Genomic DNA, 26931 nt, shown 5'->3' on the forward strand with positions numbered 1-26931 from the left:
GCGTTAATGATTGGTTTAGATTAATTAATAATGGATCTAGGACGTAAATCTAAGAGATTGATTTGAGGGTAAATGAACAAGCTAAACGCTAATAACTTATTTGATATTCAAGTGTTTGTACTATTGTATGAATCACTCAATGCCACGACGGTTAGCCAAACCTTAGGTGTTTCTAGCTCCAAAGTCAGTCGAAGTTTAAAGTCATTAAGGCATTCACTGCATTCGCCCTTATTTATACGTAAGCAGCAAGGGTTTGAGAGAAGCGATTTAGCTAACGAAATCTATCCTAAAATGAAGCGCGTGATTGAATTAGCGAAAATGTGCGAGAGTATAGATGTTAGCAGTAATGACACGAGAACGCGTGAGGTGGTTATTGCTTGTCCGCCCACATTATCTCTCAGCCTTTTGCGGCACCTGCAACAAAGGGCGACTCAAGAACGGCAAAGCTATCTGTTTCATATTAAGCCTTGTACTAGCAATGTTGCTGAACTTATCAAGCAGCAATATGTGGATATCGCTGTGACCTATAGCGCTTATAATACAGAGCAATTGACCTCTAGTTTAATCGCGAAGTCAGACGCTTATATGCTGGTTGCTAGGCGGGAACACCCATTACTGAATTCTGGTCAGCTCCTGCAAGTGGAGGACATATTTGATTATCCATATATGAGTTTTTCTGGCGACGAGCACTATGATGCGATTGACCCTCTAGAGAGTTATGCCTTAGATAGTGCAAGGGATTTAGACGTGGTGGGAAAGGTTTGTTTGCTGGCCGATCTAATGCTGCAACTGGAGCAAAGCAATGCGGTAGCACTTTTATGTCATCGAGATTCCATTGAATTTTTATGTCAACGGGGCAATATTGGTGGGTTGAAACTCGGCTCCGGCCTTAGCGAGTTGATTAACCAAAGAAGCGGTCGCTATCACTACTACTTAACGCAAATGCGAAAAAATACGACTTATCCAGATTGGATTGGCCACGAGATCCAAGCGTATATACAAACCAATATGGCCTCAGAAAGTGGAGGTTATAATGAAAAAGTTATCTAGTATCAATATTGGTGCACTTGAAATTTTATGTCAGCTTTACCTTAAAAATAGCACCAAGGATGTCGCTAATGCGCTGGGGTTATCGCAGCCTAAAGTCAGCCGCGCATTAAATGCATTAAGAGAGGTATTTGATGATCCATTATTTATCCGCAAGAATAATAAACTGGTGCCTACAGAGCTGACTCATAGCTTATACCCCTGCTTTTCTGAAATGATCTCATGCACGATCTCGGTAGAAACCGCTGCGATTAGTCGTATTACAGTGGCAGAGCCCCCCGTGGTGATTAGTACGGTGCCTCAATTAGAAATAGGGTTAGCCCAGCAGGTGATTAGAGAAGCCGCTCTGCATAGTATCAACCCTAACTTTACTATTTCGACGGTTGCTTGGTCAGAAAATACGGAGCAACAGCTTGTAGATGGTGAAGTCGATGCGGCAATTTGCTTTAAGCCATCAACGAGAAAAGAGCTATTATCAAAGTCGATTATTCAGCATCGGGGTGGCCATCTCATTGCGCGTGCTGAGCATCCTATTTGGGATGCACCGACTATCGACAAGATGATTGACTACCCCATGGTTAAGCTGGTGACAATGCCATTTCCTGCCAATAAGTCCCCGATAGGGGTTTATGCTAAGGCGAAAGGAAAGCCAATGCAGGTATATGCTACCGCGCCAGACTTAGGCAGTGCGGCAAGCAGTCTGCTAAATTCCGATGCATTTATGATTATTGGCGTGCAGGGGGCTGTAGATTTTTTATCAAATATTAAAGGCTTACATGCGAGTAAAATCGATTTCAGCCAGGATAAGTATCTACTGGAAGGCTTTTCTCATCCCACCGTTTATTTATGGCTTAAACGTTCTATTGATAAAAGGGTGGTTGCTCCCTTGTGGCTGCAACAGACACTAGAGTCCTATATTGTGACGTCGCATAAATAGCGCTTAGAACCATGAGTCACTAATCATTAGCTGCTGGGCTTTATTATAACTCGCGATGTAGTGCTATAATGCGCCATTGTTGCATTTCAGCTGCTTTTTCTTGCTTGATAACCTTGTTCAATCTGGTATCTATCACGGCGGGTTTAGGGAGCGAGTATTTTACTAAATAGACACTCCCTTAGATTCCGGTGAGATAAGTCATTATATAGAGTTGGATAAATAGTTTATGTCAGTTAGACCAATCAATCGTACCTTTTCAATCGCTCCAATGCTGGATTGGACAGATAGGCATTATCGTTATTTTGCGCGTTTGATGTCTTCTCAGACCCTGCTATATACCGAGATGGTAACGACTGGTGCAATCTTACATGGACGAGGCGATTACCTCGCTTATAACGAAGAAGAGCATCCGTTGGCGTTGCAATTGGGTGGCTCAAATGCGGTAGATCTAGCGGCTTGTGCCAAGCTTGCTGCCGAGCGTGGTTACGATGAGATTAACCTTAACGTTGGGTGCCCATCGGATAGAGTGCAAAATGGTCGCTTTGGTGCTTGCTTAATGGCTGAGCCAGAACTTGTCGCCGAGTGCGTGTCGGCAATGAAGCAGGTGGTAGATATTCCAGTCACTGTTAAGACACGTATTGGTATTGATGAGCAAGATAGCTATGAGTTTTTAACGCAGTTTATCGATACAGTAAAAGCTGCTGGCTGTGAAGAATTTATTATTCACGCTCGTAAGGCGTGGCTTCAGGGGTTGAGTCCAAAAGAGAACCGCGAAATTCCGCCTTTAGATTATGAGCGCGTGTATCAACTTAAGCGCGATTATCCTGAGTTAAATCTCAGTATCAATGGTGGTGTTAAAACCCTAGAAGAGTGTCAGACACATCTGCAGCATCTCGATGGTGTTATGGTTGGCCGTGAAGCTTACCAAAACCCATATATGCTAGCTGAAGTCGATCAAAAGCTATGTGGCATCGACTCTCCGATACTTAGCCGTGATGACGTGTTAGAAAGATTGCTGCCTTATATTGAAGCTCACCTTAAGCAAGGTGGTCGCCTTAACCATATTTCTCGCCATATTATTGGTCTTTACCAAGGTGAGGTGGGCTCACGCATATGGCGCCGTTATATAAGCGAAAATGCTCACAAACAAGGGGCTGGGATTGAGGTTATCACTCAAGCTCGAGCCGCTATGGACGACATCGTTAGCTTGTAATTATTCAATTTAGTGAAATTCACCAGCGCTTGGTGAGTTTCACTAATATCTTTTATTGTTTGAATTTTACTCATCCACACAAAACTGCCTTTTACGGTTATTCCCCTTTAAAAACATATTGTTATTTGATTTTTGTAAAGTTGGCACACAGCTTGTATTAGTTACTATGTAATTAACTATTATGTAATTAGTTACGATGTAATTAGCTCTTACGTAATTAAGAACCATACAACTAGGTGAAACTCGAAAAGGAATCCATTATGTTTAATTCTACTGTATTGAAAACTGTTAAAGCTTCTCTATTCACAGCTGTACTTCTAGCGGCAAGCACCACTGCTCAGGCTGAAAACTCAATCATTACCGATGTGGCTAACAACATCGAAAAGAATATTTCTTCGCAGATGCAAGAGATGATGAGTAAAGCGCAAACTGAATTAAGTCTGTCTATCCAATCTCAAATGTCTGAAATAATGTTCGATTTAGGCAGTGAGCATGAATTAGTGAATGAGCAGTTAACTGCAACAAACAATGATAAGCCGTTAGTAACAAGTGCTGTCATTAAGGATTAATCATGTGGTTCTTTGCTCAGTTTATAGCATTGCTACTACTGCCAGTGATTAGTTTAGTTATGTTTGCTTGTTTAGTGTGTTCACTAGAGTGGCACAAATTAGAAGATTAGTAGAAAAGGGAGTTTGTTATGGGTGATATTGTTGATCGATTAAAAGATCCACGTTCATTAGTATGTGGTGTGGCAGCGGCAATGGCTGATAAGTTTGATTGGTCTTGCATGTGGACCCGAGTGGTCTGTGCTGTAGCTATATTTTGTAATCCAGCTATGGGGTTGCTTACTTATTTTGTATTAGCTTTAGTGCTACCAAAATGGGAAAAGCCATGTTGATGCCAGTGTATAAAATAGTGAGCAAGAGGAAAATTGAATGAGAGTGCTGACCCCCTCGAAAGGCATCACCATAATTTGTTATCAGCTGCATTGTCATTATCCGGTGATAATACCCATGAAACACGGATGCTAACATTGATAATTAGCATCCGTATCTACTGGATGAAGCAAGCGCATTAAAGCTAAACATATTAAAGCTAAGCGCAATAAATCTTAAACCTTAACCGATTAACGATTTAAAAATGCAGCAAATCGAGCTTTAGCCTCATCACTTGCAAGTCTCGCCTCAAACTCTATAAGCTCTTTTTCCATCTGTATTCGTACAGCATCCTTGTTATAGCGTACCAATTTTTTTGTTGTTTGCAGCGATATAGGCGGCAAGGCCGCTAATTTCTGGGCACGATTAAAAGCAAAATCAAAAATGCTTTCATTGTCGATGATGTCGTTAATTAATCCATAAGACAGTGCTTGTTCGGCATTAAAGCTTTCTCCTAGCATCAACAGCTCGCTTGCTTTTGCTTGCCCTACCACTTGGGGGAGTAACATGCTCGCACCCGCTTCAGGGACGAGAGCCAGTTGCACAAAAGGCAGCTGAAATTTAGCGCTGTTATCGGCATAAACTAAATCGCAATGCAGTAGCATGGTCGTTCCTATACCAACGGCTGCACCGGTTACGGCGGCAACGACAGGTTTTTTAAGTTCTAACAGGCAAAATAGGAAGCGAAAAGCTGGGTGTTCAGCACCTAAACCACTATTTTGTAAAAAGTCAGCAACATCATTACCGGAAGTAAAACAATCTGCTTGACCGCGAAACATAAAGGCTCGAATTTCATTGTCCGACTCACCTTGGATAAGGTATTCTGTTAGCTGTGTATACATTTGTAGGTTAAGCGCATTACGCTTATCCGGACGATTAAACGTAATAATACGTACCCCATTATCGTCCCTAACCTGAATCGTGCTCATTCGTTATATCCTCATTTTACGAATTGGGTTTACATGGAGTTTAAGACATTGAAGCTAATATTCAAACAACTGTTTAACCTTGTTCTTTTGAGCTGTTTGTCGTTTACAACTTATGCGCAAGTGGTACTCGTTGATGGCTATGTACGCGCTATGCCTGCAACCGTACCGAACAGCGCAGCATATATCACTATTGAGAATCATGGTGATGCGACTCGCTTAGTCGCTGTCGATGCTCCCTTTGCTAAAGAAGCGCAATTACACACGCTAATAGAAGAAGATGGCATGATAAAAATGCGTCAAGTTGATGGCTTTGACATAGACTCTCATGGACGCCTCGAACTGTCTGAATCAGGAAATCATATTATGCTAATGGGATTAGTTGCGCCGTTAGTTATCGATTCTAGCGTTGATATGACGCTTAAATTTGCAGATGGAACAAAGCAGAAGATTAGCTTACCCGTTAAGAAACAAGCCAAACCAAGCGATAGTGCTCATCAGCATCATCACCACTAAGGAGCAAGTCAAATGCAAGTGACATGGAAGAAAGTCTTAGCAGCCGTTATTGTTGTTTTTTTGATTGGTTATCTGATTAGTGTCTGGTGGAGTGTTGAGCCTGAACCGATTGAGCAAAACGCATATAACCAGCAGAGTGTTGACAATGTTATTGGTTATGCAACAACGAGCGCATTGATTTTGACTATTGAAGCTTTGTTGGATAAGCCTGGTGGTTGGCTGTCAAATGATGTGACTCCTCCTGCTATTTTTATGGATAACATGCCTGCATTTGAATTTGGAGCCATTGAGCAAACGCGAGATCTTGCGTTGATCATGCGCAAAGAGTTTAGTCGTTCACAGTCACAATCAACGGCTGACAAAGATCTACTAGCGGCGCATTCAAAACTGAATATTGAGCACACAAGTTGGTTAGTCCCTAGTGCTGAGAGTGAGTACCGTGACGCTGTAAAGTTACTCAAGCTTTATCGTGCTCGCATGACGGCTGCTGAAAATCCTGATGCGCAGTTTTATGCTCGCGCCGATAACCTCAATGAGTGGCTTAAAGAGGTGCAAAAGCGTTTAGGCAGTATGTCGCAAAGGTTGTCTGCAAGCGTAGGGCAGGAACGATTAAATACCGATCTATCAGGCGATAGTTCTGCCAGACAATCTACACCTGGCTATGATGCGCAAGAGATCAAAACCAGCTGGTGGGAAATTGATGACGTTTTTTATGAGACTCGTGGTGCCACCTGGGCGTTACTGAATTTCATGAAGGCTATCGAAGTCGATTTTGCCGATGTACTAGAAAAGAAAAATGCTCAAGTTAGTCTGCGTCAGATTATTCGTGAGCTAGAAGAAACACAACAACCTGTTTGGAGCCCAATGATCCTTAATGGTTCTGGATTTGGGGTTGTCGCTAATCACTCTTTAGTGATGGCAAACTACATCTCCCGCGCAAATGCTGCGGTTATCGATCTAACTAACTTATTGACTCAAGGTTAACTATGAAAAAGACGTTATTGGTATGTGCCCTATTAGGTTCATTTGTGGGCACTTCAGCTCAGGCTGCTACTGTTTTAGGTTTTAAAGTCGGTGGCGACTACTGGAAGGCTGATACTAATGGAACTTTTGCTGAGAAGGGTCAACCGCAGCAAGAGTTTAATTATAAAGACTCTTCGCAAGGAAGCATCTGGGTTGCTGTAGAGCATCCAATTCCGTTAGTGCCAAATGTGAAGATTAGACAAAATAGCTTAGATGCTGATGGCAAGATGAGCGGTGCTGATTTCAGCTATAACGGTCACGATTTCCAAGGTGATGTGAATACTAGCACTGATTTAAGCAACACCGATTTCGTGCTTTACTACGAGATCTTAGATAACGATATCGTAGCACTGGATTTAGGTGCAGCTTATAAGAAGATGGACGGTAAGTTCCGCGTATCTGATGCTGGTCACCCTGAAACTAAAAATATCGATAGCGGCATTGTAATGGGTTATATCGACGCGCAGGTTGGTGTTCCAGGTCTTGGTCTTTATGGTTTTGCTGATGTAATGATGGGCGTTGATGAGTCTAGCGTTTATGATTACTCTGTCGGCCTTGGCTGGAATTTTGACGGTGCAGCATTAGATTACCGTATTCGCGCCGGTTACCGTGACTTTAAGTTTGACGTTAATGGTTTCGATGGCGTAACGGCTGACATGCAGTTTAAAGGTTACTTTGCTGGTGTTGAACTCGTATTCTAATCATTTAGCATTCTAATTCCAGCGATTCTTAATACTAATCACTATTAAGAATCGCACATAAAAAAACCGCCATTTGGCGGTTTTTTTATGTTTAACAAGACGAGTTACTGAGTTTTTACAGGAGCAGTAAGGCCATTGTTAATTGAAGCAACATCATCTTCGTTTAATGTACCAGCCGCTTGCTTAAGCGCTAGAATAGAGTTGATGTAGCCATAACGTGCGTCAGATAGCTTACGCTTTGAGTCATATAGGTTTCGTGTACTGTTCAATACGTCAACAATGGTACGTGTACCGACTTCAAAACCAGCTTCAGTGGCCTGTAGTGCACTCTGTGAAGAGATCACTGATTGCTCGTAAGCACGGATAGAGCTGATAGAAGCGCCGACGTTGTTAAAGTTATTGCGTACATTTTTAACCACTTGACGGTGCGTCTGCTCAAGTTTTGCGCTTGCTTCTACGTATTGGTACTGTGCTTGATTAACTTGTGAAGAGACCTTGAAACCTTCAAAAATAGGAATGCTCAGTGTTACACCAACCGTGCCGTTATCAAACTGGTCACTACCATTCATGGCAGGCTTTTGTTCAATCCCTTTATTGTAACCGGCATTTAAGCTTAGTGATGGCATGTGACCCGCTTTATAAAGCGTGATGGTTTCTTCTGCAATATCTTTTCCGATACGCGTTGTCATCAAGTCAATGCTGTTGGTTTCTGCGATCTTAATCCAATCATTTGAAGATGCTGGTGCAACCGCTGTTGCTGAAAAGCGATTCATATCTAGGATATCGATGCTCTTATGATCAATACCTGTAATTTCACGTAGTGCTTCGTAGCTATTAGCAAGGGTATTTTGGCTTAGGATTTCTTGCGCGTTAGCTAAGTCATACTGAGCCTGTGCTTCGTGTACGTCAGTGATTGCGGTCAAACCTACAGCAAAACGTTGTTTAGTCTGCTCTAGCTGACGTCCAATAGCACGCTTTTCTGCGCCTTGAAACTCATAGTCATCCATAGCGGTTAACACGTCAAAGTAAGCGTTAGTTACACGGATAATAAGGCTCTGTAGCGACGATGCGTAAGCAGAATCTGCTTGAGAAGCGGCTTTTTCGGCTAGGTTTAAGCCTACCCATGCGCTGTGATCGTAAATCACTTGATTAAGCGTTATGCCGCCAACAATACCACTTGAGTCAGCACTCGGGTCATTCCATGCTTTGTCGTAACCTACATTTGCACTGATGGTTGGTAGTAGTGGCGCACGGTTTTCTTCAATCTGTTCATACAAAGCATCACGTTGGGCTTGAGCTTGTAGCACAATTGGATCACTGGTCAATGCTTGTTGATATATTTGTAGAAGGTCATCAGCATTAGCTGCTTGTGCGGTAGCTGCAAGTGTCAGTGCGGCACATAGAGAACGGATCTTGAATTTCATTTGCTGTCCTTTTTAGACAAAATTCTCCATTGAGGAGCGAATTTAACTTGTTATGTTTAGCTTTGCCTTACCTATAAAACTAAAAGTAAGACGGTTTGCGCTTCCCGACGCTTCCCAATACATCTAAACTTAGTGGTTAAATAGTAAAAACCTACAAATTCTAAGTCAACTCAGAAGTGTAACAGTTTTTAATCGTTATGATTAGTACTGCTTTCATCATAGTATTAATTTTTTTGTTTGAATTTATTGTGGCATAAATACCTTTATAAACAAGTATGTTTAGGATGAAAAATGAACAGTACCTTTAATCGCAACGACGTAGAGCTTCTCAGTAAGAAAACCTTGTATAAAGGTTTCTTTAAAATGGATGAATATCGCTTTAAACACCGCTTGTTTGCCGGGGGCTGGAGCGCTGAGGTGTCACGTGAAGTGTTTGAGCGTGGTCATGCGGTAGTGGTGCTACCTTACGACCCCATTACCGACCAAGTGGTATTAATCGAACAGATCCGAATTCCGGTACTTGAATGTGCTAAATCACCTTGGTTATTTGAGCTGGTGGCCGGGATGATTGATAGCGGTCAAACATCAATGGATATAGCGCATCGAGAGTTAAAAGAAGAAACCGGATTAACCGCTCAGAGTATGAGCAAGGTTAATGAATACTTTTCAAGTCCGGGTGGAACGAGCGAGCGTTTTGACTTTTATTGGGCTAAAGTGTGCGCCGCAGATGCGACGGGGCTTCACGGTCTAGATGAAGAGCATGAAGATATTCGGGTGCATGTTGTCAGTCGCGAGCAAGCGTATAACATGGTGGTAGAGGGACGAATAGATAACGCCTCTACGGTAATAGGTTTGCTCTGGTTGCAACTTAATTATCAAACAATCACCAAATAATCCACTAAACAAGTCGATTAACGATAAACCGCCGTATTAAAGCAATTAACGAGAAAGTGTTGGAATGTAGTCGTGTCAAATATCGTCTTTGCAAAAAATAAAAAATATCAGCCTAATGTCAGTCAGTTTTTGGCGCTTTGTGGGCGTAACTATATGCACATTCAGCGCTGGCTAACCCTTGAACCGTCAGAGGGCATGCAATGGCGGGTAAAAGGCGAGTTTGGTCAGCTCGATGTTTGCTTGCTAGAAAATACCAAATACACTCAATTGGTACAGATCTCCCGCTGCATCGGTAACCATCAGCTGATCTCAACGCCTAAAGTTTCTGTGCGCATTTACCATGATGCTAAATTAGCAGAAGTGTTAACTAGTCAACAGATTTACCAATTGCGACCAGTGTATGATTATCCAAATATGCATATGCATCATCGGGATGAAAAGTACCAAGTCAATGCTTTTCTAGAAGAGTTATTGAAGATTGATAACTTAACTAAATTTGTCAGTTGATCTAATTATTGGGTAACTAATTTGCTAAAGACGGCTATCTCTTATTCAATTACTGAAGCTAAGAGTGTGAGAATCGTGCAAGTCACAGATCCTCACCTGTTTGCCGATCCCGAAGCTCAGCTACTCGGCGTTAATACTGCTCAAAGTCTTGGGGCAGTACTTAATACTATCTCAGCTGTAAACTATCCTGCCGACTTCATGCTGGCAACCGGTGACATTAGTCAAGATTACTCCAATGAGTCGTATCACAATTTTGTCGATGCTATTTCTCCTTTAGGGCTCCCTTGCCATTATCTTCCCGGTAATCATGATGATCCACGGATCATGAATCTACATATGCAAGGGCCTAAAGTATTTGGTCAAAAGCGTATTTTGGCTGGAAATTGGCAGATCCTTATGTTGGACTCGACGGTAAGAGGGCGCCCTGGTGGCCATATGTCCACTGCCGAGTTAGGCTTGATTGATAGCGCGATAGCGGCTGAGCCTGAACGTCATACTTTACTTGTTATGCATCACAATCCGGTTCTTGCTGGCTGCACCTGGCTTGACCAACACTGTATGGATAATGGCAGCGACTTCATTGAAAGAGTTGTCCAGTATCCTCAAGTAAAAGGTTTGTTGTGGGGGCACATTCATCAAACTATCGATACTGAGCATAAAGGTCCTCATGGTGCCGTTAAACTGATGGCAACCCCATCGACCTGCATCCAGTTTAAGCCCAAGTCTCCATACTTTGCCCTTGATGCACTGCAACCGGGATACCGTTTGCTGGAGCTTAAATCCGATGGTAGCATTCTGACTAATGTTTACCGGGTACCTGGCGAAACATTTTCACCCGATAAAGATGCTGGCGGTTATTAGATAAGAAAAACCGCAGTGTGAGGAAGTATGCTGCTATATATACATGGATTTAATAGTTCTCCCCTTTCTGACAAAGGTGTGGTTACCGCGCGTTTTATTGCGCAACATCACCCCAAGCTGAATTTTCAACAGCCGCAACTGCCCAGCGAACCGCTAGAAGCGATGGCACTTTTGATCGATATTATTGAAAAAGCCAAAGCTGAGGGAGAGTCTCTAACCTATATTGGCTCTTCGTTAGGCGGATATTTCGCAAGTTATTTGGCAGAAACTTACGGTGGACGCGCAGTTTTAATTAATCCTGCGGTAAAACCGTTCGAACTGTTTGATGAATTCATTGGCACTCAGTACAATCCCTATACGGATGAGACCTACCAAGTCGTTGCTGAACATAAGCAAGACGTCGCGCGTTACAATACGCCCGCAATATTAAATCCAGATCGCTTTTATGTGCTGTTACAGACAGGCGATGAAGTGCTCGACTATAAACAGGCCGTGCAGAAATATCACTGCTGTAAGCTCTTAATAGAACCGGATGGGGACCATAGCTTTATTGGTTATGAGGCCCAGCTTGCTTCTATCTGTGAATATCTGTTTTCTTGACAAATAGACCCGTAGGGCCGCAACATGGCCTGAATAACATAAAAATATGTGTGCCATGACAAACCAATACACCTCAGATGCTATTGAAGTCCTAAATGGACTCGACCCTGTAAAACGTCGCCCCGGTATGTATACCGATACTTCGCGCCCGAACCATTTAGGACAGGAAGTCATAGATAATAGTGTCGACGAGGCATTAGCTGGGCATGCCAGCCGTATCGACGTTATTTTGCATGCCGACAATTCCCTGGAAGTCACCGATGACGGCCGTGGTATGCCTGTTGATATTCATCCTGAAGAAGGGATCCCAGGCGTTGAGCTGATTTTAACTAAGCTGCACGCGGGCGGTAAGTTCTCCAATAAAAACTATCAGTTTTCAGGGGGTCTCCACGGTGTGGGGATCTCAGTGGTAAACGCGCTTTCAAGTCGCGTCGAAATAACCGTGAGACGTAATGCTGAAGTCTATGAGATGGCATTTGAGCACGGTGAAAAAGTTGAAGATTTACATGTAACGGGTACCTGTGGTCGTCGTAATACCGGTACCAGTGTTCATTTTTGGCCAGATCCTAGCTACTTTGACTCTGGCAATTTTTCGATTTCCAAGCTGACTTATTTACTTAAAGCCAAAGCGGTACTGTGTCCCGGACTGCGGATTAAGTTTGTTAATAAGCAAACTAATGAAACCCAAGAGTGGTTTTATGAAAGCGGCTTAGAAGATTACTTAAAATCGTCTATCAATGGCGTGCCTACACTGCCTGAAGTGCCATTTGTCGGTAGCTTTGCTGGTAATTTAGAGGCTGCAGATTGGGCGATTACATGGTTACCTGAAGGTGGTGACTACCTAAATGAAAGTTACGTAAACCTTATTCCAACCCCACTTGGCGGTACGCACGTAAACGGCTTTAGGCAAGGTTTGCTTGAGTCTATGCGTGAGTTTTGTGAGTTTCGTAACTTGATGCCGCGTGGCATTAAGCTAACTCCTGAAGATATTTGGGATCGAAGCACCTTTATTTTATCAATTAAGATGCAAGATCCGCAGTTTGCCGGTCAAACCAAAGAGAAACTGTCTAGCAGGCAGTGTGCGGCGTTTGTATCGGGTATCGTACGCGATGCATTTAGCCTCTGGCTAAACACCAATACAGAGCAAGCAGAAGCCTTGGCTGACATGTGTATTAATAATGCACAAAAGCGATTGAAAGCGGCAAAGAAGGTGGCGCGTAAGCGTATTACTTCAGGCCCAGCTTTGCCGGGTAAGTTAACGGACTGTAGTGGCCAAGACCCAATGCGCGGCGAGCTGTTCCTGGTGGAAGGTGACTCTGCGGGCGGTAGTGCAAAACAGGCCCGTGATCGTGAGTTTCAAGCGATTATGCCGCTACGTGGTAAGATCTTAAATACCTGGGAAGTCGATGCTTCACAAGTATTAGCCTCGCAAGAAGTACATGATATTTCGGTGGCGATTGGTTGTGACCCAGATAGTGCGGATATCTCAGAGTTGAGATATGGTAAAATCTGTATCCTTGCTGATGCGGACTCGGATGGTCTGCATATTGCCACACTGTTGTGCGCGCTCTTTATGAAGCACTATCGAGTGTTGGTGGAGCTGGGACATATTTATGTGGCTATGCCACCACTGTTTCGTGTCGATATCGGCAAAGATGTATTTTATGCCCTCGATGAGGCGGAAAAAAACGGTATTCTTGATAGAATTACCGCAGAAAAACGGAAAGGAAAAGTCCAAGTTACACGATTCAAGGGATTGGGTGAGATGAATCCGCTGCAATTACGTGAAACCACTATGGACCCAAATACGCGTCGATTAGTGCAATTAACCATAGATGATGCCGATGACACAATGGCACTTATGGATATGCTTTTAGCCAAGAAACGCTCTGGAGACAGAAAGACTTGGTTAGAGACTAAGGGTGATCTTGCCCTGCTCTAATCGGTAGTTTGTGATTTTAATCAGACAAAAGAATAATAATGACGTTTGAAAACTATCGAAATCAAATAGCTGTTGGGATGTCGCTGCTTTGCGCTCACTTTATTTTTAGCTGTAGTGCCTTAGCGGCCGATCCAGTGATGATCACTGTATCAAAAGGCTTTGGTTTAACCTTATACGCCTCCAATCTTGGTGATGCTAAGCAGTTGGCGATAGGCGACAAAGGCACTTTGTTTGTCGGCTCTTATCGAGACGGTACTATTACCGCTTTGGTTGATGCCGATAACGACGGGCGTGTAGACAAACGTTATACGATAGCGAAAGGCTTAGATTATCCTGAGGCGATCGCATTTCATAACGGTGCGTTATATGTCGCTGAACAGAGACGTATTTTACGCTTCAATCAAATCGAGTCTCGACTAAAAAGGCCGGGACGTCCGAAAGAAGTTTACGACCGCTTGCCGGGCAATAGTAAGAAAAGCCGCCGTGCCATGCAATTTGGCCCAGATGGGCTGTTATATATTGCTATTGGAGCCCCCTGTAATGTGTGCGAATCAGAAGCGCCCTACAGCAGTATTATGGCGATAGATATTGAAACTGGTGCGAGTGAGCAAATCGTTACGGGTGTTAGAAAGGTACTTGCCTTTGATTGGTCTGTTGAAGATAAGCAGCTTTGGTTCGCTGATAATGGTCGTGACTGGATGGGGGATAACCTACCACCGGATGAGATTAATAAAGTTGAACGCAAAGGAAGTCATTTTGGCTTCCCATATATTCATGCTACCGACATTATAGAGCCCGCATATGATAAGCCTAAAAACTTAAAAGTGGTTGCGCCAAATTACGAGTTACCCGCTCATGTTGGCGCTAAGGGGCTGCATTTCTATCGTGGTACACAGTTCCCTGAACGTTTTCATAATCAGATGTTTGTTGCCGAAAATGGTTCTTGGAACCGTTCAAGTAAAGTGGGCTATCAAGTGGTTATGTTAGAGATTAACGATGGCCAAGTTAGCAAAAGAAGCACTGTAGTGAGTTTTTTAGACGGAGAGTTTCCCGTCGCTAGACCATATTCATTGGTCACTGCACCCGATGGTGCTATGTATATTTCTGATGATCTAAAGGGCAATATTTACCGTTTGTTCTATAGAGACTCAGCAAAAAATCAGTCACAGGATAATGATTAATGAGTGATGCGATAGATTTAAGCCTTGATGGCGTTGAGCAAATGCCTCTACGCCGCTTCACGGAAGAGGCATATCTGAACTATTCCATGTATGTCATCATGGATCGTGCATTGCCACATATTGGCGATGGACTTAAACCCGTTCAAAGACGCATTATCTATGCAATGAGTGAGCTTGGCTTATCGGCTCAATCTAAGCACAAGAAGTCAGCTCGTACAGTCGGTGACGTTTTAGGTAAATATCACCCTCATGGTGATAGTGCTTGTTATGAAGCGATGGTATTGATGGCGCAGCCTTTCTCGTACCGTTATCCGTTGGTTGATGGTCAAGGTAACTGGGGGGCGCCCGATGATCCTAAGTCATTTGCGGCGATGCGTTATACCGAAGCGAGACTGTCAAAGTTTTCAGAAGTATTACTCAGTGAGCTAGGACAGGGTACGGTTGATTGGGGCGTTAACTTTGACGGCACCATGAAAGAGCCACTGGTTTTGCCTGCACGCTTACCGCATATCTTACTTAATGGTATTACTGGTATTGCCGTTGGTATGGCAACTGACGTTCCACCGCATAACGCCAAAGAGTTGGTGGGCGCGTGTGTAGAGCTACTAGATAACCCCAAAGCCGATTTAGCGCGCTTGATGGAGTTTGTACCAGGGCCTGATTATCCGACCGAAGCTGAAATTATTACGCCTGCTGCCGATATCGCTAAAATTTACCAGACGGGTCGAGGCTCGATTAAGGCTCGCGCTGTTTATACGGTAGAAAATGGTGAAGTCGTTATTACCGCCTTGCCTCACCAAGCGGGTAGTGGCAAGATTTTAGAGCAAATAGCGGCGCAAATGCAGGCTAAAAAGCTACCTATGGTGACGGATCTACGTGATGAATCTGATCATGAGAACCCTGTTCGTCTTATCATAGTGCCACGTTCTAATCGTGTTGATTGCGATCAGATGATGGCACATCTGTTTGCCACCACCGATCTGCAGAAAAGCTTTAGAGTTAACCTTAACGTACTAGGGCTAAATGGTCGTCCGCAAGTTAAAGGCTTGCTAGAGCTATTAACTGAATGGCTCACATTTAGAATGACGACGGTTAAACGCCGTTTAGAATATCGATTAGATAAAATTTTAGCGAGATTACATATTCTAGATGCTTTGATGATTGCATTTTTGAATATCGACGAAGTGATTGAGATTATTCGTTATAACGATGATCCTAAAGCTGAATTGATCTCTCGATTTGATTTATCAGATAAGCAAGCCGATGCTATTTTAGATTTGAAATTGCGTCACTTAGCAAAGCTTGAAGAGTTTAAGATTAAGGGTGAGCAGAGCGAGCTTGAAGAGGAGCGTGACAAGTTACAATTATTGTTAAGCTCTGAGCGTCGAATGAAGACGTTGATCAAGAAAGAACTTATCAGAGACGGTGAAGATTACGGTGATGAGCGTCGTTCGCCACTCGTTGAGCGTACAGAGTCTAAAGCGCTAACTCAGCAAGAGTTGGTCGCAGTAGAATCTGTTACGGTTGTGCTGTCTGAGAAAGGTTGGGTGCGCTGTGCTAAAGGCCATGATGTTGATGGTCAGACTTTATCTTACAAAGCAGGCGATAGCTTCTTACGCTCTGCTCAAGGGCGCAGTAATCAACCGAGCGTGTTTATTGACACATCTGGTAGGGCATTTGCCACCGAAACCCATACCTTGCCCTCAGCACGATCTCAGGGGGAACCTATTACAACTAGGTTTAATTTAGCCCCTGGAGCGACCATGGAGCATTTGCTTCTGTCTGATGAGGAGCAATGCTACTTATTAGCGTCTGATGCGGGTTACGGCTTTATCTGTGCCAACAAAGACATGGTGTCGCGTAATAAGGCGGGCAAGGCGCTGCTGAGCTTGCCAGCTAATGCTAAGGTGTTGTTGCCACAGAAGGTGGATAAGTCAAAGGCACAGTCGATATTAGCGATTACCAATGAGGGCCGTATGTTACTGTTCTCACTTGATGCGCTACCTCAGCTTTCTAAAGGTAAAGGCAATAAGATCATCGGCATCCCTGGCGAACGAGCTAAGAGCCGTGAAGAACTGCTATTGCATTTGAATGTGATCCCAGAAGATACAGCGGTTACCCTGTGGGCTGGTAAGCGCAAGCTAACCTTAAAGCCGAGTGACTTGGAGCATTATCGTGGTGAGCGTGGCCGCCGTGGTGCTAAGTTACCGCGTGGCTTGCAACGTGTTGATAGCGTAGAGCTAGGAGACGGAGAGCCTGTAATTTAGGGTTTATTTATCTAGCCGTTAAACAAAAAATGCAGCCCATTGGCTGCATTTTTTATGAATCGTGTTTATGCGACTTCGTAGAAATTCGGTTCGATATCAACTTGTCGTTGGATGATCTGCGTCGCCATCTTGGCACATTTCCCACATTGATCAGCCACACCAAGACGCCTTTTAACGTCAGCTAAAGAAGAGTCACCTTGGCTAACAGCTTCTTTAATCTGGGTATCAGTGATTGCATGGCAAAGACAAACGTACATGGAATATCATCTCTAAATCGAACATGGTCCGAAGTATAAATGGAAATGATTCTCAATGCTAATAACGACTAGATATAGATATTGGTCATTTCATCTAAGCCAGTTATTAAAAAGCGTGCTTAGCTCACATTATTGTTATGGTTGCCGTATTGCTCATATTTTGTGCGCCACTGGACGTTAATTAGTAACCACGCTCAAAGTGCACTCTATGGGAAAGCTGTTCGCCGTTTATCCACTTGTGGAAGTTTTCGCTAAAAATCTCTACCACCTGCTCAGGAAAGCTAGGCGCCGCAATATGCGGTGTAATGATAACATTGTCCAGGGACCAAATTGGATGCTCTTCTGGCAGAGGCTCTTGATTAAATACATCGAGAATCGCCTGTTGCTCAGGGTGCGAAATTAACTGTTGATAGAGCGCGTCTAAATCCAGTACATCTCCGCGACCTAGGTTAAATAGCACGACCTCTTCTTTGAGGAGCGACAGGGTATGCTTGTCTAGTGCGCCTCGTGTTTCAGGTGTGCTGGGGAGGATACTCGCAACCGCATCGGCTTGGGGTAAATAACGGCTAAGGTTGGCTAAAGTATCAACTTCATCAAAGCTTTTAGTGGGTTTAGCTCCACGGTTAATGCCAATAACATGCATACCAAAGTGCTTGGCTGTTTGAGCAATATGCTTGGCAATTGAGCCAGTACCTAGTAACAGTAATGTTTGTCCTTGTAGGGTTTTAAAACTGCCAGGTAACCAGATTTTCTGCTCCTGTTGGGTCTTATACTTACGATGCTGCCTTTGGTAGGCCAGCAGGTAACCAAACAGATACTCACTCATTAGTGGTCCGAAAATGCCTCTCACATTGGTGAGCTCATAGTCTTTTCTTTGCCTAGGTTTGACCAGGGCGTCGACCCCCGCGAAAGTCGATTGCATCCATTTTAAATTGGCAGCATGAGGTAGCAGCGGAGCGGCCAATTGTGGTTCAGCTAACCAGATATCGGCATTAAAAATACTTTTAGGATCATCATCTAAAATGAGCGTGTTAGGAAGATGGCACGAATTTAATAGTTGGCGATAACGCTCATTTTCTCTGGTAAGCAATAGTAGCTTGTGTCCCATACTAACTCCCTATATTCTACATTTATCTTTGTTTTAACTTGCTTGGCCAATGTCTAATCTAATATCTAATGCTATTGAATTTCTTAACTATTTAGGCGGATTCATCACCCCTTGGCTAGCTGAAGTTTCAACGGCAATTATCGCTTGCTGTCTGGTCGTGTTTGGCGCTGATATTAATCGTTTTTTACGTCGATATTTTGCGGGGCGCTCGTTTTTGCTACGCACACTTATTTTTGTGATTGTGAATGCATTTGGCTATGGTTTGATTATCATCAATTTAAGCCCATTGTTAGCGCAATATATGGCCAAAATACCCTTACACTGGTTATTTGTTTTGCTTGTGACCATTTTCTTCGCTATAGGTAGCTGGGCACAACGCAATAGACAAGTTTAAGTTGTTAATTTTAGTGTAGTTTATTTTTTTTACTTTGTGCAAATCAGCGAATGTCTCGCTTGCCAGAGCCGCTATTTTTTCGCTAGATGAGTCAGTGCTCGGTCTGGGTAATTAGTGAATATCCCATCGACCCCCATTCGCTTTAGCATGTCGAGATCGTCAAGATTATCTACAGTATAAACATACACCTTGGCACCTCGCTTATGGGCATCATCAACCATCTCTTGGGTCGTAAAACTTAACCCTAAATGGATTGAATAGGCATGGAGTTGACTGACGATATGAGCGAGCTCGAGTGGCACACCTTCGATTAACGGTGCAACTAACGCATCTGGAAATTGCTGTTTAAAGCTCGCTAGAAACGGATGATTAAACGATGAGATCAATAGCTTGTCAGCGTCATACTTAAGTTCACTAAGAAGTTTTGGGTAGAGAGCCATAAATGCTTCTAGGCAAGCTAGTCCCTTTAGTTCAATGTTGACTAAGGTATTGTGGGGGTTAAGCAAGCTTAACACTTGGATTAAGCTTGGAATTGATTCACCATCAATGGTCACTAAGCTTAACGCCTCCTTAGTGAATTGTTCAATAAGACCCGTCCCTGAGCTTTTCGGCTCTAGGCGCCTATCATGAAATACATACAGCTCATCTTCGACTAAGTGGATATCAAGCTCTACAGCCTTTGCACCTAATTCAACGGCTTTGGCAAAAGCTGCAAGACTATTTTCAGCCACATAACCGCTGGCGCCGCGGTGAGCAAATATCATCATAACGAGTTCTCAATAATCTTGTGTTTAGGTTCTTAACAAGCTTTGTACGTCCTTACTCTGGGTAGGGGACAGATGTACTTCAAGCTGCGGATAAGCAAGCTCTAGGTCGTTCTCTCGTAACTTCTTGCTAATCTGCTTGTGGAGTTTATGTCTTAATGGCCAGCGTGCACCCATGTCTTTAGCATAAGCTCGAACTTCAAAGTCTTGGGTGTGTTGGCCAAATCCTGCAAACCAAACTTCAGGTTCAGGTGAAAGCAGTGCATCATCACATTCTTGTACCGCTTGATAAAGTGCCGCTTCAACACGCGCAGGATCGGAGTCTCGTGCAACAGAAACATAAACAATAACGCGTGTAATCGGGTCTGATAGAGACCAATTAATCAATTGTTCAGTAATAAAGGCCTTGTTGGGCACGATGATCTCTTTGCGATCCCAATCGACGATCGTCGTCGCTCGAATTTGAATTTTACTCACGGTACCGGTTAAATCACGAATGGTGACTGTGTCGCCTATTCGCACAGGCTTTTCAAATAGAATAATCAAACCTGAGATAAAGTTTGCAAAGATCTCTTGCAGACCAAAACCTAAACCAACCGACAGTGCCGCCACTAACCATTGCAGTTTCGACCATTCCATCCCTAAGGTTGAAAAGCCACTGAGTACACCAAATAATATGACTAAATAACGGCTTACAGTCGTTAGAGCAAAACCCGTGCCCTGACTGAGATCTAACCTCTGTAGAATGGTTAGCTCAATAAGGCCAGGTAGATTAGTTGCTATCATCATCGAAAAACCGACGATTATTAGCGATAGCAGCAGGGACTTAAGGGTGATTGGGATCTGTTGCTCAATACCATTAATCGTGGTGTTGCTAGACCATAACGTGACGCCATCAAGTAATGAGAACAGTGCGGTATGAGTTTGGGTCCAGAGACCAACAATACTGGCAAGAAACGCGAGTAGTAACAATGAGCGTACTAGCCCTAAAGACTGACTAGAGATGGTTTCCAGATCGACCGTCGGTTCTTCATAGGTATCGACTTGTTCACTCACACCGACATCACCTTTTTCACGTTGCGCGAGTACTTCTGCACGTTTGGCTTTGGCGCGATCGAAGGCGATACGACGACGTTCAATTAACATCCAACGCTTAATGAGATGGTAAAGCAGTAGGAAACCAAGGCCAAAAATTAATGATAGCTGCAACTGCAGGAACATCTGGAATGCAGTGTAGTAATAGCCCTGAAATGCTAGAACTGCACAGGCAAGCGGCATAATGATTAACATGGCCCACAAGAGTTTTTGAATGAGCTTTTTGTTTTTGCTGTGTTCGGGAGTGGTTTGTTTGTTCGATAGGCTGAGCATATCTTTGTAAAACCAAAACAGCATTAAACAGAAAATGATAAATGCACCACGGCCTAGGCTGTTTCGAACCAATGAAGTATCGATGATCTCAGTAAAGGCCATGATGGCAAAAAATGGGGTAGCCATAATGGTGAACTGTCTGAAGCGTTCTTGTCCCGATCTTACAATGCTTTTAGGGGCTTTAAAGTGATTGATCAATAAGCCTCTGTCTAGGGCTAGTAGATACACAAATCGATAAAGTTGATACAAGATCCCAAGGGCCATGATCCCCATGCCAATTGCGGAGACGAAATTATGGCTAGAAAGGTGGAAAATGCCACCTGCTAGTACTATTGGTAGCGGTTTTAATAGGCTATAGAAAAATGAGTTAACCAATACATGGAAGGTGTAAATAAACTTATCTTGGGTAACGTTACCCACAAAAGCGAGTTCGCGGCGCATGGCGGATTTAAACTTAGGGGTTAAGATATCCTGAGCGACAAGGCTAACGACAAATAGGATCAGCCACCAAGACCAAAGCGAGCTTTGATCGTTAAAAGAGCTTTGCATCTGATTCCAAGGTGCTTGTTGCAGCATCCATTGGATACTTTGATGCAAGTCGGTGATCCACAGACCTCCAATACTGTTTGCATTGGGGACCCAGAATAGATGTTCATTTAAGGTGCTTTTTAGTGTGAGATATTGCTGATTAAGTTGCTCATAGCTAACTCTAAGATCGGCCAGTTCACTTAAATATTGGTCATAACTTTGCAGCAACTGCTGCAATAACATGCCTTGAGACGATAACAGTTTGGCTTGCAATGAGTTATCGGCGCCAATATCTATCACTTGCTGACTATTAAGAGTTTGCGCTTGTTCTACCTGATATCGAGCAAGTCGAGTATTGGCAATTTCGTTCTGTACAGGATCCTGATTTGGCGGCTTAGGCAGTGCTTGAAGCATCTGTAAGAAACGCTCACCAAAGGCGGAGTTGAGCTTAATCCAGCCAATCTGCTGTTGAATAGTGGTTAACTGTATGGCTTGCGCTTGATACAGGGCTTCGGCTTGTTCTTGTTGACTCAGTGCTAGGCTTATCTTGTGATTCAGTTTTTTTAAACTTTCGCCATAAAGCAAGTTACTGTCACTGAGCTCTTGGGCTACGGGGTCGTGGTCTTTACCACTGGGTAAAAGACTGCCAGCAATGGTCGCTTCAGTGCGAGCTTGCCTCTGTAGCACGATTTGTTGATTCAAGCGTTCGATCAAAAGTTCTTGCTGAGCGAGTTGCTCACGTACCAACTTTAACTGTAACTGATTAAGGTCTATCTCTTTTTGGCTGCTTGCGAGTAATGCTTCTAAGGTCTTAACATGTTGTTGGTACAGTTCGCCCTGAGCCGTCAAAATTTGGTTATTAATCGTTTGTTCTTTAGCTATGCGGATTTTTTTGTGCTTTTGCAGCGCAGCTCTAGCTTTTACCAATGCATCTGGGAGTTCATTATGGGATTTAATCAGTGCATTGATTTTTTGACTAAGGCTTATTTCTACTTCTTTCAATTCCGACAAGCGTAGGTATGCGAGTGATGCTTGTTGGTTAATATCTTTTTGATTTGATGATGTGAGTGGCTTCTGTGCATCTTTTATTTGATTGAGCAGGTTTTGTTTATGCTTATCAAAATTTTGCAGTAGTTCACGGGCACTATTTTCAGTGAAGACAAGATCGTTAATTTTATCCTGTAATAGGCTCAATTGTTCTTGTGGCGTCGACTCGCTACTAGAGGGAGACAGGCCAAGGCGTTTCTCTATTTGGAGTGGGGAGTTCGCATTAGCGGATAAGGCGAATAAGCACAGAAAGAGTAATAAAAAACGATGCATGATAAGAGTACGAACAAGGCAAAAAGGACTTGCTCATAGTAGCCAAGTTATCGTGATAAATAAATCGCTCTATGTACTCTTTTTTGCTCGGTTTGATCTGTGACTTTGTTGGGTTTCAAATAAGGCCGTTGCGACGACTAGCATCCCACCAATAATCGTTTTCATTGCTAAGTCTTCACCAAGCACGAATAAAGCCAGCATGGCGCCGTAAAAAGGTTGCAGGCATGAGACTAATCCTACCGTTTTAGCGCTGAGTAATCTTAATGCTGAAGTAAATAGCGCATGAGGGGCAGCGGTAAACACTACGCCTAATAAAATAATTAACCACCATACATTTTGCTCTATGGTATTAAGCTCGACACTTAACCATGGAGCCAGAAAGAATACAGCAACTGAGGTCTGATAGAACATGGCTTGCTGGCCGCTATAGGCGGTAAAGTATCGCTTATGTAATAGATTGCGGGCTGTAAATAGTGCCGCAGATAAAATACCGATAGCAATACCTAAAGTCACCTCGTTACCTAGACTCGCCTCCGGGATCAGTAAAGACACACCAATTAATACCACCACGCCACTGACAACATCAGCCAGTTTAAGCTTTGTTTTGGTAACGATAGGCTCAACCAGTACGGTCATAACCGGATAAGTAAAAAAGGCAATCATGCCTATGGCAACCGATGATAGCTGCATAGAGGCAAAATAGGTGACCCAGTGCAGACTAACAAGAATGCCTAGACCTATGGCAATAAAGTAGTCTTTACCAGCATTGAGTGACAGGCGTTGTTTACTGAGCTTTACGATTAAGGCTAATACGGTGGCAGCGACAACGCAGCGTAGCAGGGTGATATCGAGTGCGCTAAGAGGGATAAGCTTTGAAAACAGCGCGGTGCCGCCGAAAAGTAGCACCGCGAAGTGAAGTTCTAACAGCCCTGTTTTTTTATTGTCCATTCATACCTTAGAGATTAGTCTTCGATTTTTGCAAAAGCTTGACCCATACGTGTCACGCTTTTTGGTTCTACTCCAGTAGCAAATTCATCGAGGGCATCTTTAGCGAATAACATCACTACAGTGCTACCTAGCTTAAATCGGCCCATTTCAGCGCCTTTATCAAGCGTCAATGCATTAGGGCCTTCAGTTGGGTAATCCCAAGTGAATACTTTTTTGCCTGTTGGTGGTGTGACTGTACCTGCCCAAACTGTTTCAATGCTTGCCACAATTGTAGCGCCAACTAATACCATGGCCATAGGGCCGATTTCAGTTTCGAAAATAGCGACAACACGCTCGTTACGTGCAAATAAACCGGGCACGTTTTCAGCTGTTAATGGATTAACAGAGAAGAGTTCACCAGGAACATAAGTCATCTTAGACAAGGTGCCTTTAATTGGCATGTGAATGCGATGATAGTCTTTTGGTGCAAGGTAAATTGTGGCAAAGTCGCCGCCTTCAAAACGCTTAGCATCATCAGCCTGATCACCTAGCAATGCAAGTGAAGAATAATCATGTCCTTTGGCCTGAAAAATACGTCCTTCTTTAATCGGGCCGAGTTGGCTAACTGCGCCATCTACAGGGTGAACGATATAATCATTGTCATCACATAATGGACGAATCCCTGGTTTTAATGCGCGAGTAAAGAAGTCATTAAAACTTGCATAAGCAGTGGCTTCTGGCTGCGCGGCTTCACTCATATCAATTTTATACTGCTTGATAAACCAGTTAATAGCGGCTGTCGTCACTGACCCCATTTCTGCAGCGGCAAGTTTGCCTACAAGGCGAGAAAGCAAGTGCTTTGGCATCATGTACTGCAGGGCAATTTTAACTTTATCCAATTTCAATATCCTTTAATCTTTCACCTATTTTGAGGTGCTATCTGTTTTTAATAAAGCGGGTGGGCCATTTTCACAAGTGGGCTGCGTTAAGTGCAGCGTCACTCAAGTTTGCCATCGTACCGCTTTATCTATTTTGATTTGACAGTTATCGAGTCGTTATTATTCGTCTGGACCCGCTCTAAAATGACGGGCATGTCTTTGCTCGTCTAAGCTAGCAATAATACGGTGGTAGTTATTGTATCTGTCTTCGGTGATCTCACCTGCTTTAAAAGCTTCGGTAATTGAGCAACCAGGATCATTTAAGTGTTTGCAGTCTCTAAATTTGCAAGTGCCTAAATAGTCTCTAAATTCAATAAAGCACCAGCCCACTCTGTCTGCAGGTAAGTGCCAGAGCGCGAATTCTCGCACACCTGGTGAGTCAATTAAATCTCCGCCAGTTGCAATATGCAGGAGTTTAGCTGTGGTGGTTGTGTGTTGACCTAAGCCAGAGTTTTGAGAAATATCTCCGGTGATTAGTTCTGCATCCGGCATCATGGCATTAATCATTGAAGATTTACCGACACCCGATTGCCCCACAAAGACACTGACTTTGCCATCCATTAACGCGTGTAGCTGCTCTACACCTTCACCGGTTATGCTGCTTACGCGGTAAATCTGGTATCCAATGGCTTTGTAGCGTTCAAGTGCAGCATCGATTTCAGGCGCTTCTTCAGGCGTAATTAAGTCAACTTTATTTAAGATGATGACAGGTTGGATGCCTGTGTCTTCAGCTGCAACTAAATAACGGTCGATGATTTGGGTAGTAAACGCCGGCTGTGTAGAGGTGACAATCAAAATCTGATCGATATTTGATGCAATGATTTTCACGCCATCATAAAGATCCGGGCGTGATAACAGCGAATGTCTTGGATGAACAGCCTCTACAATGCCTTCGATACGGCTAGCGCCCGACTCACTGGTCAAGGCTAAACGAACGATAACTTTATCACCGGTGACCAGACTTTTAATATTGCGTCGAATATTACAGCGAGCAAGATGTCCTCCGTCGGTCTCAACGTCAGCGTGCTGACCGAAACGGGAAATAATGGTGCCTTGCTGCTCAGGGCCTAACGTACTGTCTTGTAAGTCAGTCGTTTCGCCTGCGTCGTGGCTCTGTAATTTCTTTTTTTGGTTGGTCCGCATTCTGCGTAATTGACCATGGCTTAGCGGTTTCTTTTTGCTCACGTATTAGTCTTCAATGATAAAGGTGATTTTGTGTTGCTTAAAAAAGCAGTATGATACACGGTCTAAAACAAAAAAGCCTGAATTTAGGCTAACAGGAATAACAGGTCGCTTTATGGCTATAGATGAAAACAATCTGATTTGGGTCGATTTGGAAATGACAGGGCTAGAGCCTGACGTTGACAGAATTATTGAAATTGCCACAATAGTGACAGATAAAGAGCTCAACATTATCGCGCAAGGGCCTGTTTTTGCTATCCATCAGTCAGATGAACAGCTTGCTTTGATGGATGACTGGAACCAGAAACATCATGGTGAGTCTGGCCTTGTGGACCGCGTAAAAGCGAGTACTGTTAATGAAGAGCAGGCTATTGCAGAGACTATTGCCTTCTTATCGCAATATGTACCCGCAGGTGTTTCACCTATGTGCGGTAACAGTATTGGTCAAGATCGCCGCTTCTTAAATCGTTATATGCCAGCTTTAGAAGATTACTTTCACTATCGCAATATCGATGTGAGTACAATTAAAGAGCTAGTTCGTCGCTGGGAACCAACCGCGATGGAAGGTTTCAGTAAAAAGAATACTCACCAAGCATTACAAGATATCGAAGAATCTATCGCCGAATTGCAGTTTTATCGAGCGAAAGTATTTAGAATTTGACCAATCAGTCAGTTTATTTGCAAGAAGGGGTTGCACCGTAGGGATATTTTCATATAATGCGGCCTCAACTTTTCGCTAAGCACCAAACTTAGTGATTACTGATAAAAGTTGAAATGCGACATTAGCTCAGTTGCTAGAGGAAAGAACGATACCTTTAGTGAGTGGTTACAAGCTAAGATGCAAAATTAAGATTTATGCGACATTAGCTCAGTTGGTAGAGCGATACCTTGCCAAGGTATAGGTCATCGGTTCGAACCCGATATGTCGCTCCAAATTAAAACTTATGGGATGATTACATTCGGTAAGTAAAAAAGATTTATGCGACATTAGCTCAGTTGGTAGAGCGATACCTTGCCAAGGTATAGGTCATCGGTTCGAACCCGATATGTCGCTCCAAATTAAACTTATGGGAACACCAAGTCCGGTAAGTAAAAAAGATTTACGCGACATTAGCTCAGTTGGTAGAGCGATACCTTGCCAAGGTATAGGTCATCGGTTCGAACCCGATAT

The 26931-nt window shown here is 43.4% G+C and carries 26 protein-coding genes and 2 tRNA genes; 19 read left to right on the forward strand and 9 right to left on the reverse strand.

The genetic code is table 11. The features are described 5' to 3' along the window. Positions 1 to 72: 72 nt before the first annotated feature. From ACVBIU_RS18345 to ACVBIU_RS18365, 5 genes are all read left to right on the forward strand, one after another. Positions 73 to 1050 (forward strand): LysR substrate-binding domain-containing protein, encoded by a 978-nt coding sequence (locus ACVBIU_RS18345; RefSeq protein ID WP_447164499.1) that lies wholly within the window; start codon positions 73 to 75, stop codon positions 1048 to 1050. After that, on the forward strand, positions 1034 to 1984 hold the full coding sequence (locus ACVBIU_RS18350; protein ID WP_447164498.1) for a LysR family transcriptional regulator: 951 nt from the start codon (positions 1034 to 1036) through the stop codon (positions 1982 to 1984). Before ACVBIU_RS18345 ends, ACVBIU_RS18350 begins: the two co-directional genes overlap by 17 nt. A gap of 226 nt (positions 1985 to 2210) precedes the next feature. Further along, positions 2211 to 3197, forward strand: a complete 987-nt coding sequence (gene dusA, locus ACVBIU_RS18355) for a tRNA dihydrouridine(20/20a) synthase DusA (RefSeq protein WP_447159604.1) — start codon at positions 2211 to 2213, stop codon at positions 3195 to 3197. 260 nt (positions 3198 to 3457) lie between these two features. Continuing rightward, positions 3458 to 3766 carry a hypothetical protein gene (locus ACVBIU_RS18360; RefSeq protein WP_447164497.1) on the forward strand — a complete coding sequence of 103 codons (309 nt, stop codon included), beginning with the start codon at positions 3458 to 3460 and terminating at the stop codon, positions 3764 to 3766. 128 nt (positions 3767 to 3894) lie between these two features. Continuing rightward, the gene (locus tag ACVBIU_RS18365) at positions 3895 to 4095 is read left to right on the forward strand and encodes a PspC domain-containing protein (protein WP_447159602.1); all 201 of its coding nucleotides are present in this window, start codon (positions 3895 to 3897) and stop codon (positions 4093 to 4095) included. Positions 4096 to 4323: 228 nt separating this feature from the next. On the opposite strand, the gene ACVBIU_RS18370 is transcribed toward ACVBIU_RS18365, so the two are convergent. Next, entirely contained in the window at positions 4324 to 5061 is a 738-nt protein-coding gene (locus tag ACVBIU_RS18370; RefSeq protein WP_447159601.1) for an enoyl-CoA hydratase-related protein, read from the reverse strand. A 33-nt stretch (positions 5062 to 5094) separates the two neighbouring features. Between ACVBIU_RS18370 and ACVBIU_RS18375 the strand changes: the two genes are divergently transcribed. Genes ACVBIU_RS18375 through ACVBIU_RS18385 form a run of 3 tightly spaced genes read left to right on the forward strand, consistent with a single transcriptional unit; the run spans position 5095 to position 7298 of the window. Further along, on the forward strand, positions 5095 to 5574 hold the full coding sequence (locus ACVBIU_RS18375; protein ID WP_447164496.1) for a copper chaperone PCu(A)C: 480 nt from the start codon (positions 5095 to 5097) through the stop codon (positions 5572 to 5574). Positions 5575 to 5586: 12 nt separating this feature from the next. Continuing rightward, entirely contained in the window at positions 5587 to 6558 is a 972-nt protein-coding gene (locus ACVBIU_RS18380; protein WP_447159599.1) for a DUF2333 family protein, read from the forward strand. Between the two features lie 2 nt (positions 6559 to 6560). Further along, positions 6561 to 7298 carry a TIGR04219 family outer membrane beta-barrel protein gene (locus ACVBIU_RS18385; protein WP_447159598.1) on the forward strand — a complete coding sequence of 246 codons (738 nt, stop codon included), beginning with the start codon at positions 6561 to 6563 and terminating at the stop codon, positions 7296 to 7298. 104 nt (positions 7299 to 7402) lie between these two features. On the opposite strand, the gene tolC is transcribed toward ACVBIU_RS18385, so the two are convergent. Beyond that, the gene (gene tolC / locus ACVBIU_RS18390; RefSeq protein ID WP_447159597.1) at positions 7403 to 8722 is read right to left on the reverse strand and encodes an outer membrane channel protein TolC; all 1320 of its coding nucleotides are present in this window, start codon (positions 8720 to 8722) and stop codon (positions 7403 to 7405) included. A 291-nt stretch (positions 8723 to 9013) separates the two neighbouring features. On the opposite strand from tolC, the gene nudF reads away from it, so the two are divergent. The 7 genes from nudF (at position 9014) to parC (ending at position 16974) form a co-directional block, all read left to right on the forward strand. Further along, positions 9014 to 9616 carry an ADP-ribose diphosphatase gene (gene nudF / locus ACVBIU_RS18395; RefSeq protein ID WP_447159596.1) on the forward strand — a complete coding sequence of 201 codons (603 nt, stop codon included), beginning with the start codon at positions 9014 to 9016 and terminating at the stop codon, positions 9614 to 9616. A 72-nt stretch (positions 9617 to 9688) separates the two neighbouring features. Continuing rightward, entirely contained in the window at positions 9689 to 10123 is a 435-nt protein-coding gene (locus tag ACVBIU_RS18400) for a DUF1249 domain-containing protein (RefSeq protein WP_447159595.1), read from the forward strand. Between the two features lie 21 nt (positions 10124 to 10144). Then, positions 10145 to 10984: a 3',5'-cyclic-AMP phosphodiesterase gene (gene cpdA, locus ACVBIU_RS18405; RefSeq protein WP_447159594.1), complete on the forward strand. Its 840-nt coding sequence runs from the start codon at positions 10145 to 10147 to the stop codon at positions 10982 to 10984. A gap of 27 nt (positions 10985 to 11011) precedes the next feature. Further along, the gene (locus tag ACVBIU_RS18410) at positions 11012 to 11584 is read left to right on the forward strand and encodes a YqiA/YcfP family alpha/beta fold hydrolase (RefSeq protein ID WP_447159593.1); all 573 of its coding nucleotides are present in this window, start codon (positions 11012 to 11014) and stop codon (positions 11582 to 11584) included. A gap of 55 nt (positions 11585 to 11639) precedes the next feature. Continuing rightward, entirely contained in the window at positions 11640 to 13526 is a 1887-nt protein-coding gene (gene parE, locus ACVBIU_RS18415) for a DNA topoisomerase IV subunit B (RefSeq protein ID WP_447159592.1), read from the forward strand. Between the two features lie 77 nt (positions 13527 to 13603). Then, a complete protein-coding gene (locus ACVBIU_RS18420) occupies positions 13604 to 14707 on the forward strand; it encodes a PQQ-dependent sugar dehydrogenase (RefSeq protein WP_447159809.1) in 1104 nt (367 codons plus the stop codon). Beyond that, positions 14707 to 16974 carry a DNA topoisomerase IV subunit A gene (gene parC, locus ACVBIU_RS18425; protein ID WP_447159591.1) on the forward strand — a complete coding sequence of 756 codons (2268 nt, stop codon included), beginning with the start codon at positions 14707 to 14709 and terminating at the stop codon, positions 16972 to 16974. The genes ACVBIU_RS18420 and parC overlap by 1 nt, the downstream gene beginning before the upstream one ends. Before the next feature lie 65 nt (positions 16975 to 17039). Here the strand turns inward: parC and ACVBIU_RS18430 are convergent, their stop codons facing one another. Next, positions 17040 to 17231 (reverse strand): bacterioferritin-associated ferredoxin, encoded by a 192-nt coding sequence (locus ACVBIU_RS18430; RefSeq protein ID WP_447159590.1) that lies wholly within the window; start codon positions 17229 to 17231, stop codon positions 17040 to 17042. A gap of 181 nt (positions 17232 to 17412) precedes the next feature. Further along, positions 17413 to 18339 (reverse strand): D-2-hydroxyacid dehydrogenase, encoded by a 927-nt coding sequence (locus ACVBIU_RS18435; protein ID WP_447164495.1) that lies wholly within the window; start codon positions 18337 to 18339, stop codon positions 17413 to 17415. Positions 18340 to 18388: 49 nt separating this feature from the next. Between ACVBIU_RS18435 and ACVBIU_RS18440 the strand changes: the two genes are divergently transcribed. Further along, entirely contained in the window at positions 18389 to 18733 is a 345-nt protein-coding gene (locus tag ACVBIU_RS18440) for a DUF3392 domain-containing protein (protein ID WP_447164494.1), read from the forward strand. 71 nt (positions 18734 to 18804) lie between these two features. On the opposite strand, the gene ACVBIU_RS18445 is transcribed toward ACVBIU_RS18440, so the two are convergent. The 5 genes from ACVBIU_RS18445 to rsgA form a co-directional block, all read right to left on the reverse strand. Continuing rightward, the gene (locus ACVBIU_RS18445) at positions 18805 to 19500 is read right to left on the reverse strand and encodes a glycerophosphodiester phosphodiesterase (protein WP_447159587.1); all 696 of its coding nucleotides are present in this window, start codon (positions 19498 to 19500) and stop codon (positions 18805 to 18807) included. Between the two features lie 24 nt (positions 19501 to 19524). Beyond that, the gene (locus ACVBIU_RS18450) at positions 19525 to 22713 is read right to left on the reverse strand and encodes a mechanosensitive ion channel domain-containing protein (RefSeq protein ID WP_447164493.1); all 3189 of its coding nucleotides are present in this window, start codon (positions 22711 to 22713) and stop codon (positions 19525 to 19527) included. Positions 22714 to 22782: 69 nt separating this feature from the next. Continuing rightward, a complete protein-coding gene (locus tag ACVBIU_RS18455; protein WP_447159585.1) occupies positions 22783 to 23661 on the reverse strand; it encodes a DMT family transporter in 879 nt (292 codons plus the stop codon). Positions 23662 to 23675: 14 nt separating this feature from the next. Continuing rightward, on the reverse strand, positions 23676 to 24539 hold the full coding sequence (gene asd / locus ACVBIU_RS18460; protein WP_447159584.1) for an archaetidylserine decarboxylase: 864 nt from the start codon (positions 24537 to 24539) through the stop codon (positions 23676 to 23678). A 159-nt stretch (positions 24540 to 24698) separates the two neighbouring features. Beyond that, a complete protein-coding gene (gene rsgA, locus ACVBIU_RS18465; RefSeq protein WP_447159583.1) occupies positions 24699 to 25763 on the reverse strand; it encodes a small ribosomal subunit biogenesis GTPase RsgA in 1065 nt (354 codons plus the stop codon). A gap of 112 nt (positions 25764 to 25875) precedes the next feature. On the opposite strand from rsgA, the gene orn reads away from it, so the two are divergent. The 3 genes from orn to ACVBIU_RS18480 all read left to right on the forward strand — a co-directional run bounded on the left by orn (position 25876) and on the right by ACVBIU_RS18480 (position 26817). Then, positions 25876 to 26421, forward strand: coding sequence for an oligoribonuclease (gene orn, locus ACVBIU_RS18470; protein ID WP_447159582.1), 546 nt, complete (start codon positions 25876 to 25878; stop codon positions 26419 to 26421). 196 nt (positions 26422 to 26617) lie between these two features. Continuing rightward, positions 26618 to 26693, forward strand: a tRNA-Gly gene (locus ACVBIU_RS18475). 48 nt (positions 26694 to 26741) lie between these two features. Beyond that, positions 26742 to 26817: transfer RNA gene (locus ACVBIU_RS18480), tRNA-Gly, on the forward strand. Positions 26818 to 26931 lie beyond the last annotated feature (114 nt).

The sequence above is a fragment of the Shewanella sp. 30m-14 genome, from assembly GCF_052977125.1.

Bases quoted from the DNA above. Each gene is read 5' to 3' on its own strand.
- ACVBIU_RS18345 (WP_447164499.1), top strand. From the start codon at position 73: ATGAACAAGCTAAACGCTAATAACTTATTTGATATTCAAGTGTTTGTA.
- ACVBIU_RS18350 (WP_447164498.1), top strand. From the start codon at position 1,034: ATGAAAAAGTTATCTAGTATCAATATTGGTGCACTTGAAATTTTATGT.
- dusA (WP_447159604.1), top strand. From the start codon at position 2,211: ATGTCAGTTAGACCAATCAATCGTACCTTTTCAATCGCTCCAATGCTG.
- ACVBIU_RS18360 (WP_447164497.1), top strand. From the start codon at position 3,458: ATGTTTAATTCTACTGTATTGAAAACTGTTAAAGCTTCTCTATTCACA.
- ACVBIU_RS18365 (WP_447159602.1), top strand. From the start codon at position 3,895: ATGGGTGATATTGTTGATCGATTAAAAGATCCACGTTCATTAGTATGT.
- ACVBIU_RS18370 (WP_447159601.1), bottom strand. From the start codon at position 5,061: ATGAGCACGATTCAGGTTAGGGACGATAATGGGGTACGTATTATTACG.
- ACVBIU_RS18375 (WP_447164496.1), top strand. From the start codon at position 5,095: ATGGAGTTTAAGACATTGAAGCTAATATTCAAACAACTGTTTAACCTT.
- ACVBIU_RS18380 (WP_447159599.1), top strand. From the start codon at position 5,587: ATGCAAGTGACATGGAAGAAAGTCTTAGCAGCCGTTATTGTTGTTTTT.
- ACVBIU_RS18385 (WP_447159598.1), top strand. From the start codon at position 6,561: ATGAAAAAGACGTTATTGGTATGTGCCCTATTAGGTTCATTTGTGGGC.
- tolC (WP_447159597.1), bottom strand. From the start codon at position 8,722: ATGAAATTCAAGATCCGTTCTCTATGTGCCGCACTGACACTTGCAGCT.
- nudF (WP_447159596.1), top strand. From the start codon at position 9,014: ATGAACAGTACCTTTAATCGCAACGACGTAGAGCTTCTCAGTAAGAAA.
- ACVBIU_RS18410 (WP_447159593.1), top strand. From the start codon at position 11,012: ATGCTGCTATATATACATGGATTTAATAGTTCTCCCCTTTCTGACAAA.
- parE (WP_447159592.1), top strand. From the start codon at position 11,640: ATGACAAACCAATACACCTCAGATGCTATTGAAGTCCTAAATGGACTC.
- ACVBIU_RS18420 (WP_447159809.1), top strand. From the start codon at position 13,604: ATGTCGCTGCTTTGCGCTCACTTTATTTTTAGCTGTAGTGCCTTAGCG.
- parC (WP_447159591.1), top strand. From the start codon at position 14,707: ATGAGTGATGCGATAGATTTAAGCCTTGATGGCGTTGAGCAAATGCCT.
- ACVBIU_RS18430 (WP_447159590.1), bottom strand. From the start codon at position 17,231: ATGTACGTTTGTCTTTGCCATGCAATCACTGATACCCAGATTAAAGAA.
- ACVBIU_RS18435 (WP_447164495.1), bottom strand. From the start codon at position 18,339: ATGGGACACAAGCTACTATTGCTTACCAGAGAAAATGAGCGTTATCGC.
- ACVBIU_RS18440 (WP_447164494.1), top strand. From the start codon at position 18,389: ATGTCTAATCTAATATCTAATGCTATTGAATTTCTTAACTATTTAGGC.
- ACVBIU_RS18445 (WP_447159587.1), bottom strand. From the start codon at position 19,500: ATGATGATATTTGCTCACCGCGGCGCCAGCGGTTATGTGGCTGAAAAT.
- ACVBIU_RS18450 (WP_447164493.1), bottom strand. From the start codon at position 22,713: ATGCATCGTTTTTTATTACTCTTTCTGTGCTTATTCGCCTTATCCGCT.
- ACVBIU_RS18455 (WP_447159585.1), bottom strand. From the start codon at position 23,661: ATGGACAATAAAAAAACAGGGCTGTTAGAACTTCACTTCGCGGTGCTA.
- orn (WP_447159582.1), top strand. From the start codon at position 25,876: ATGGCTATAGATGAAAACAATCTGATTTGGGTCGATTTGGAAATGACA.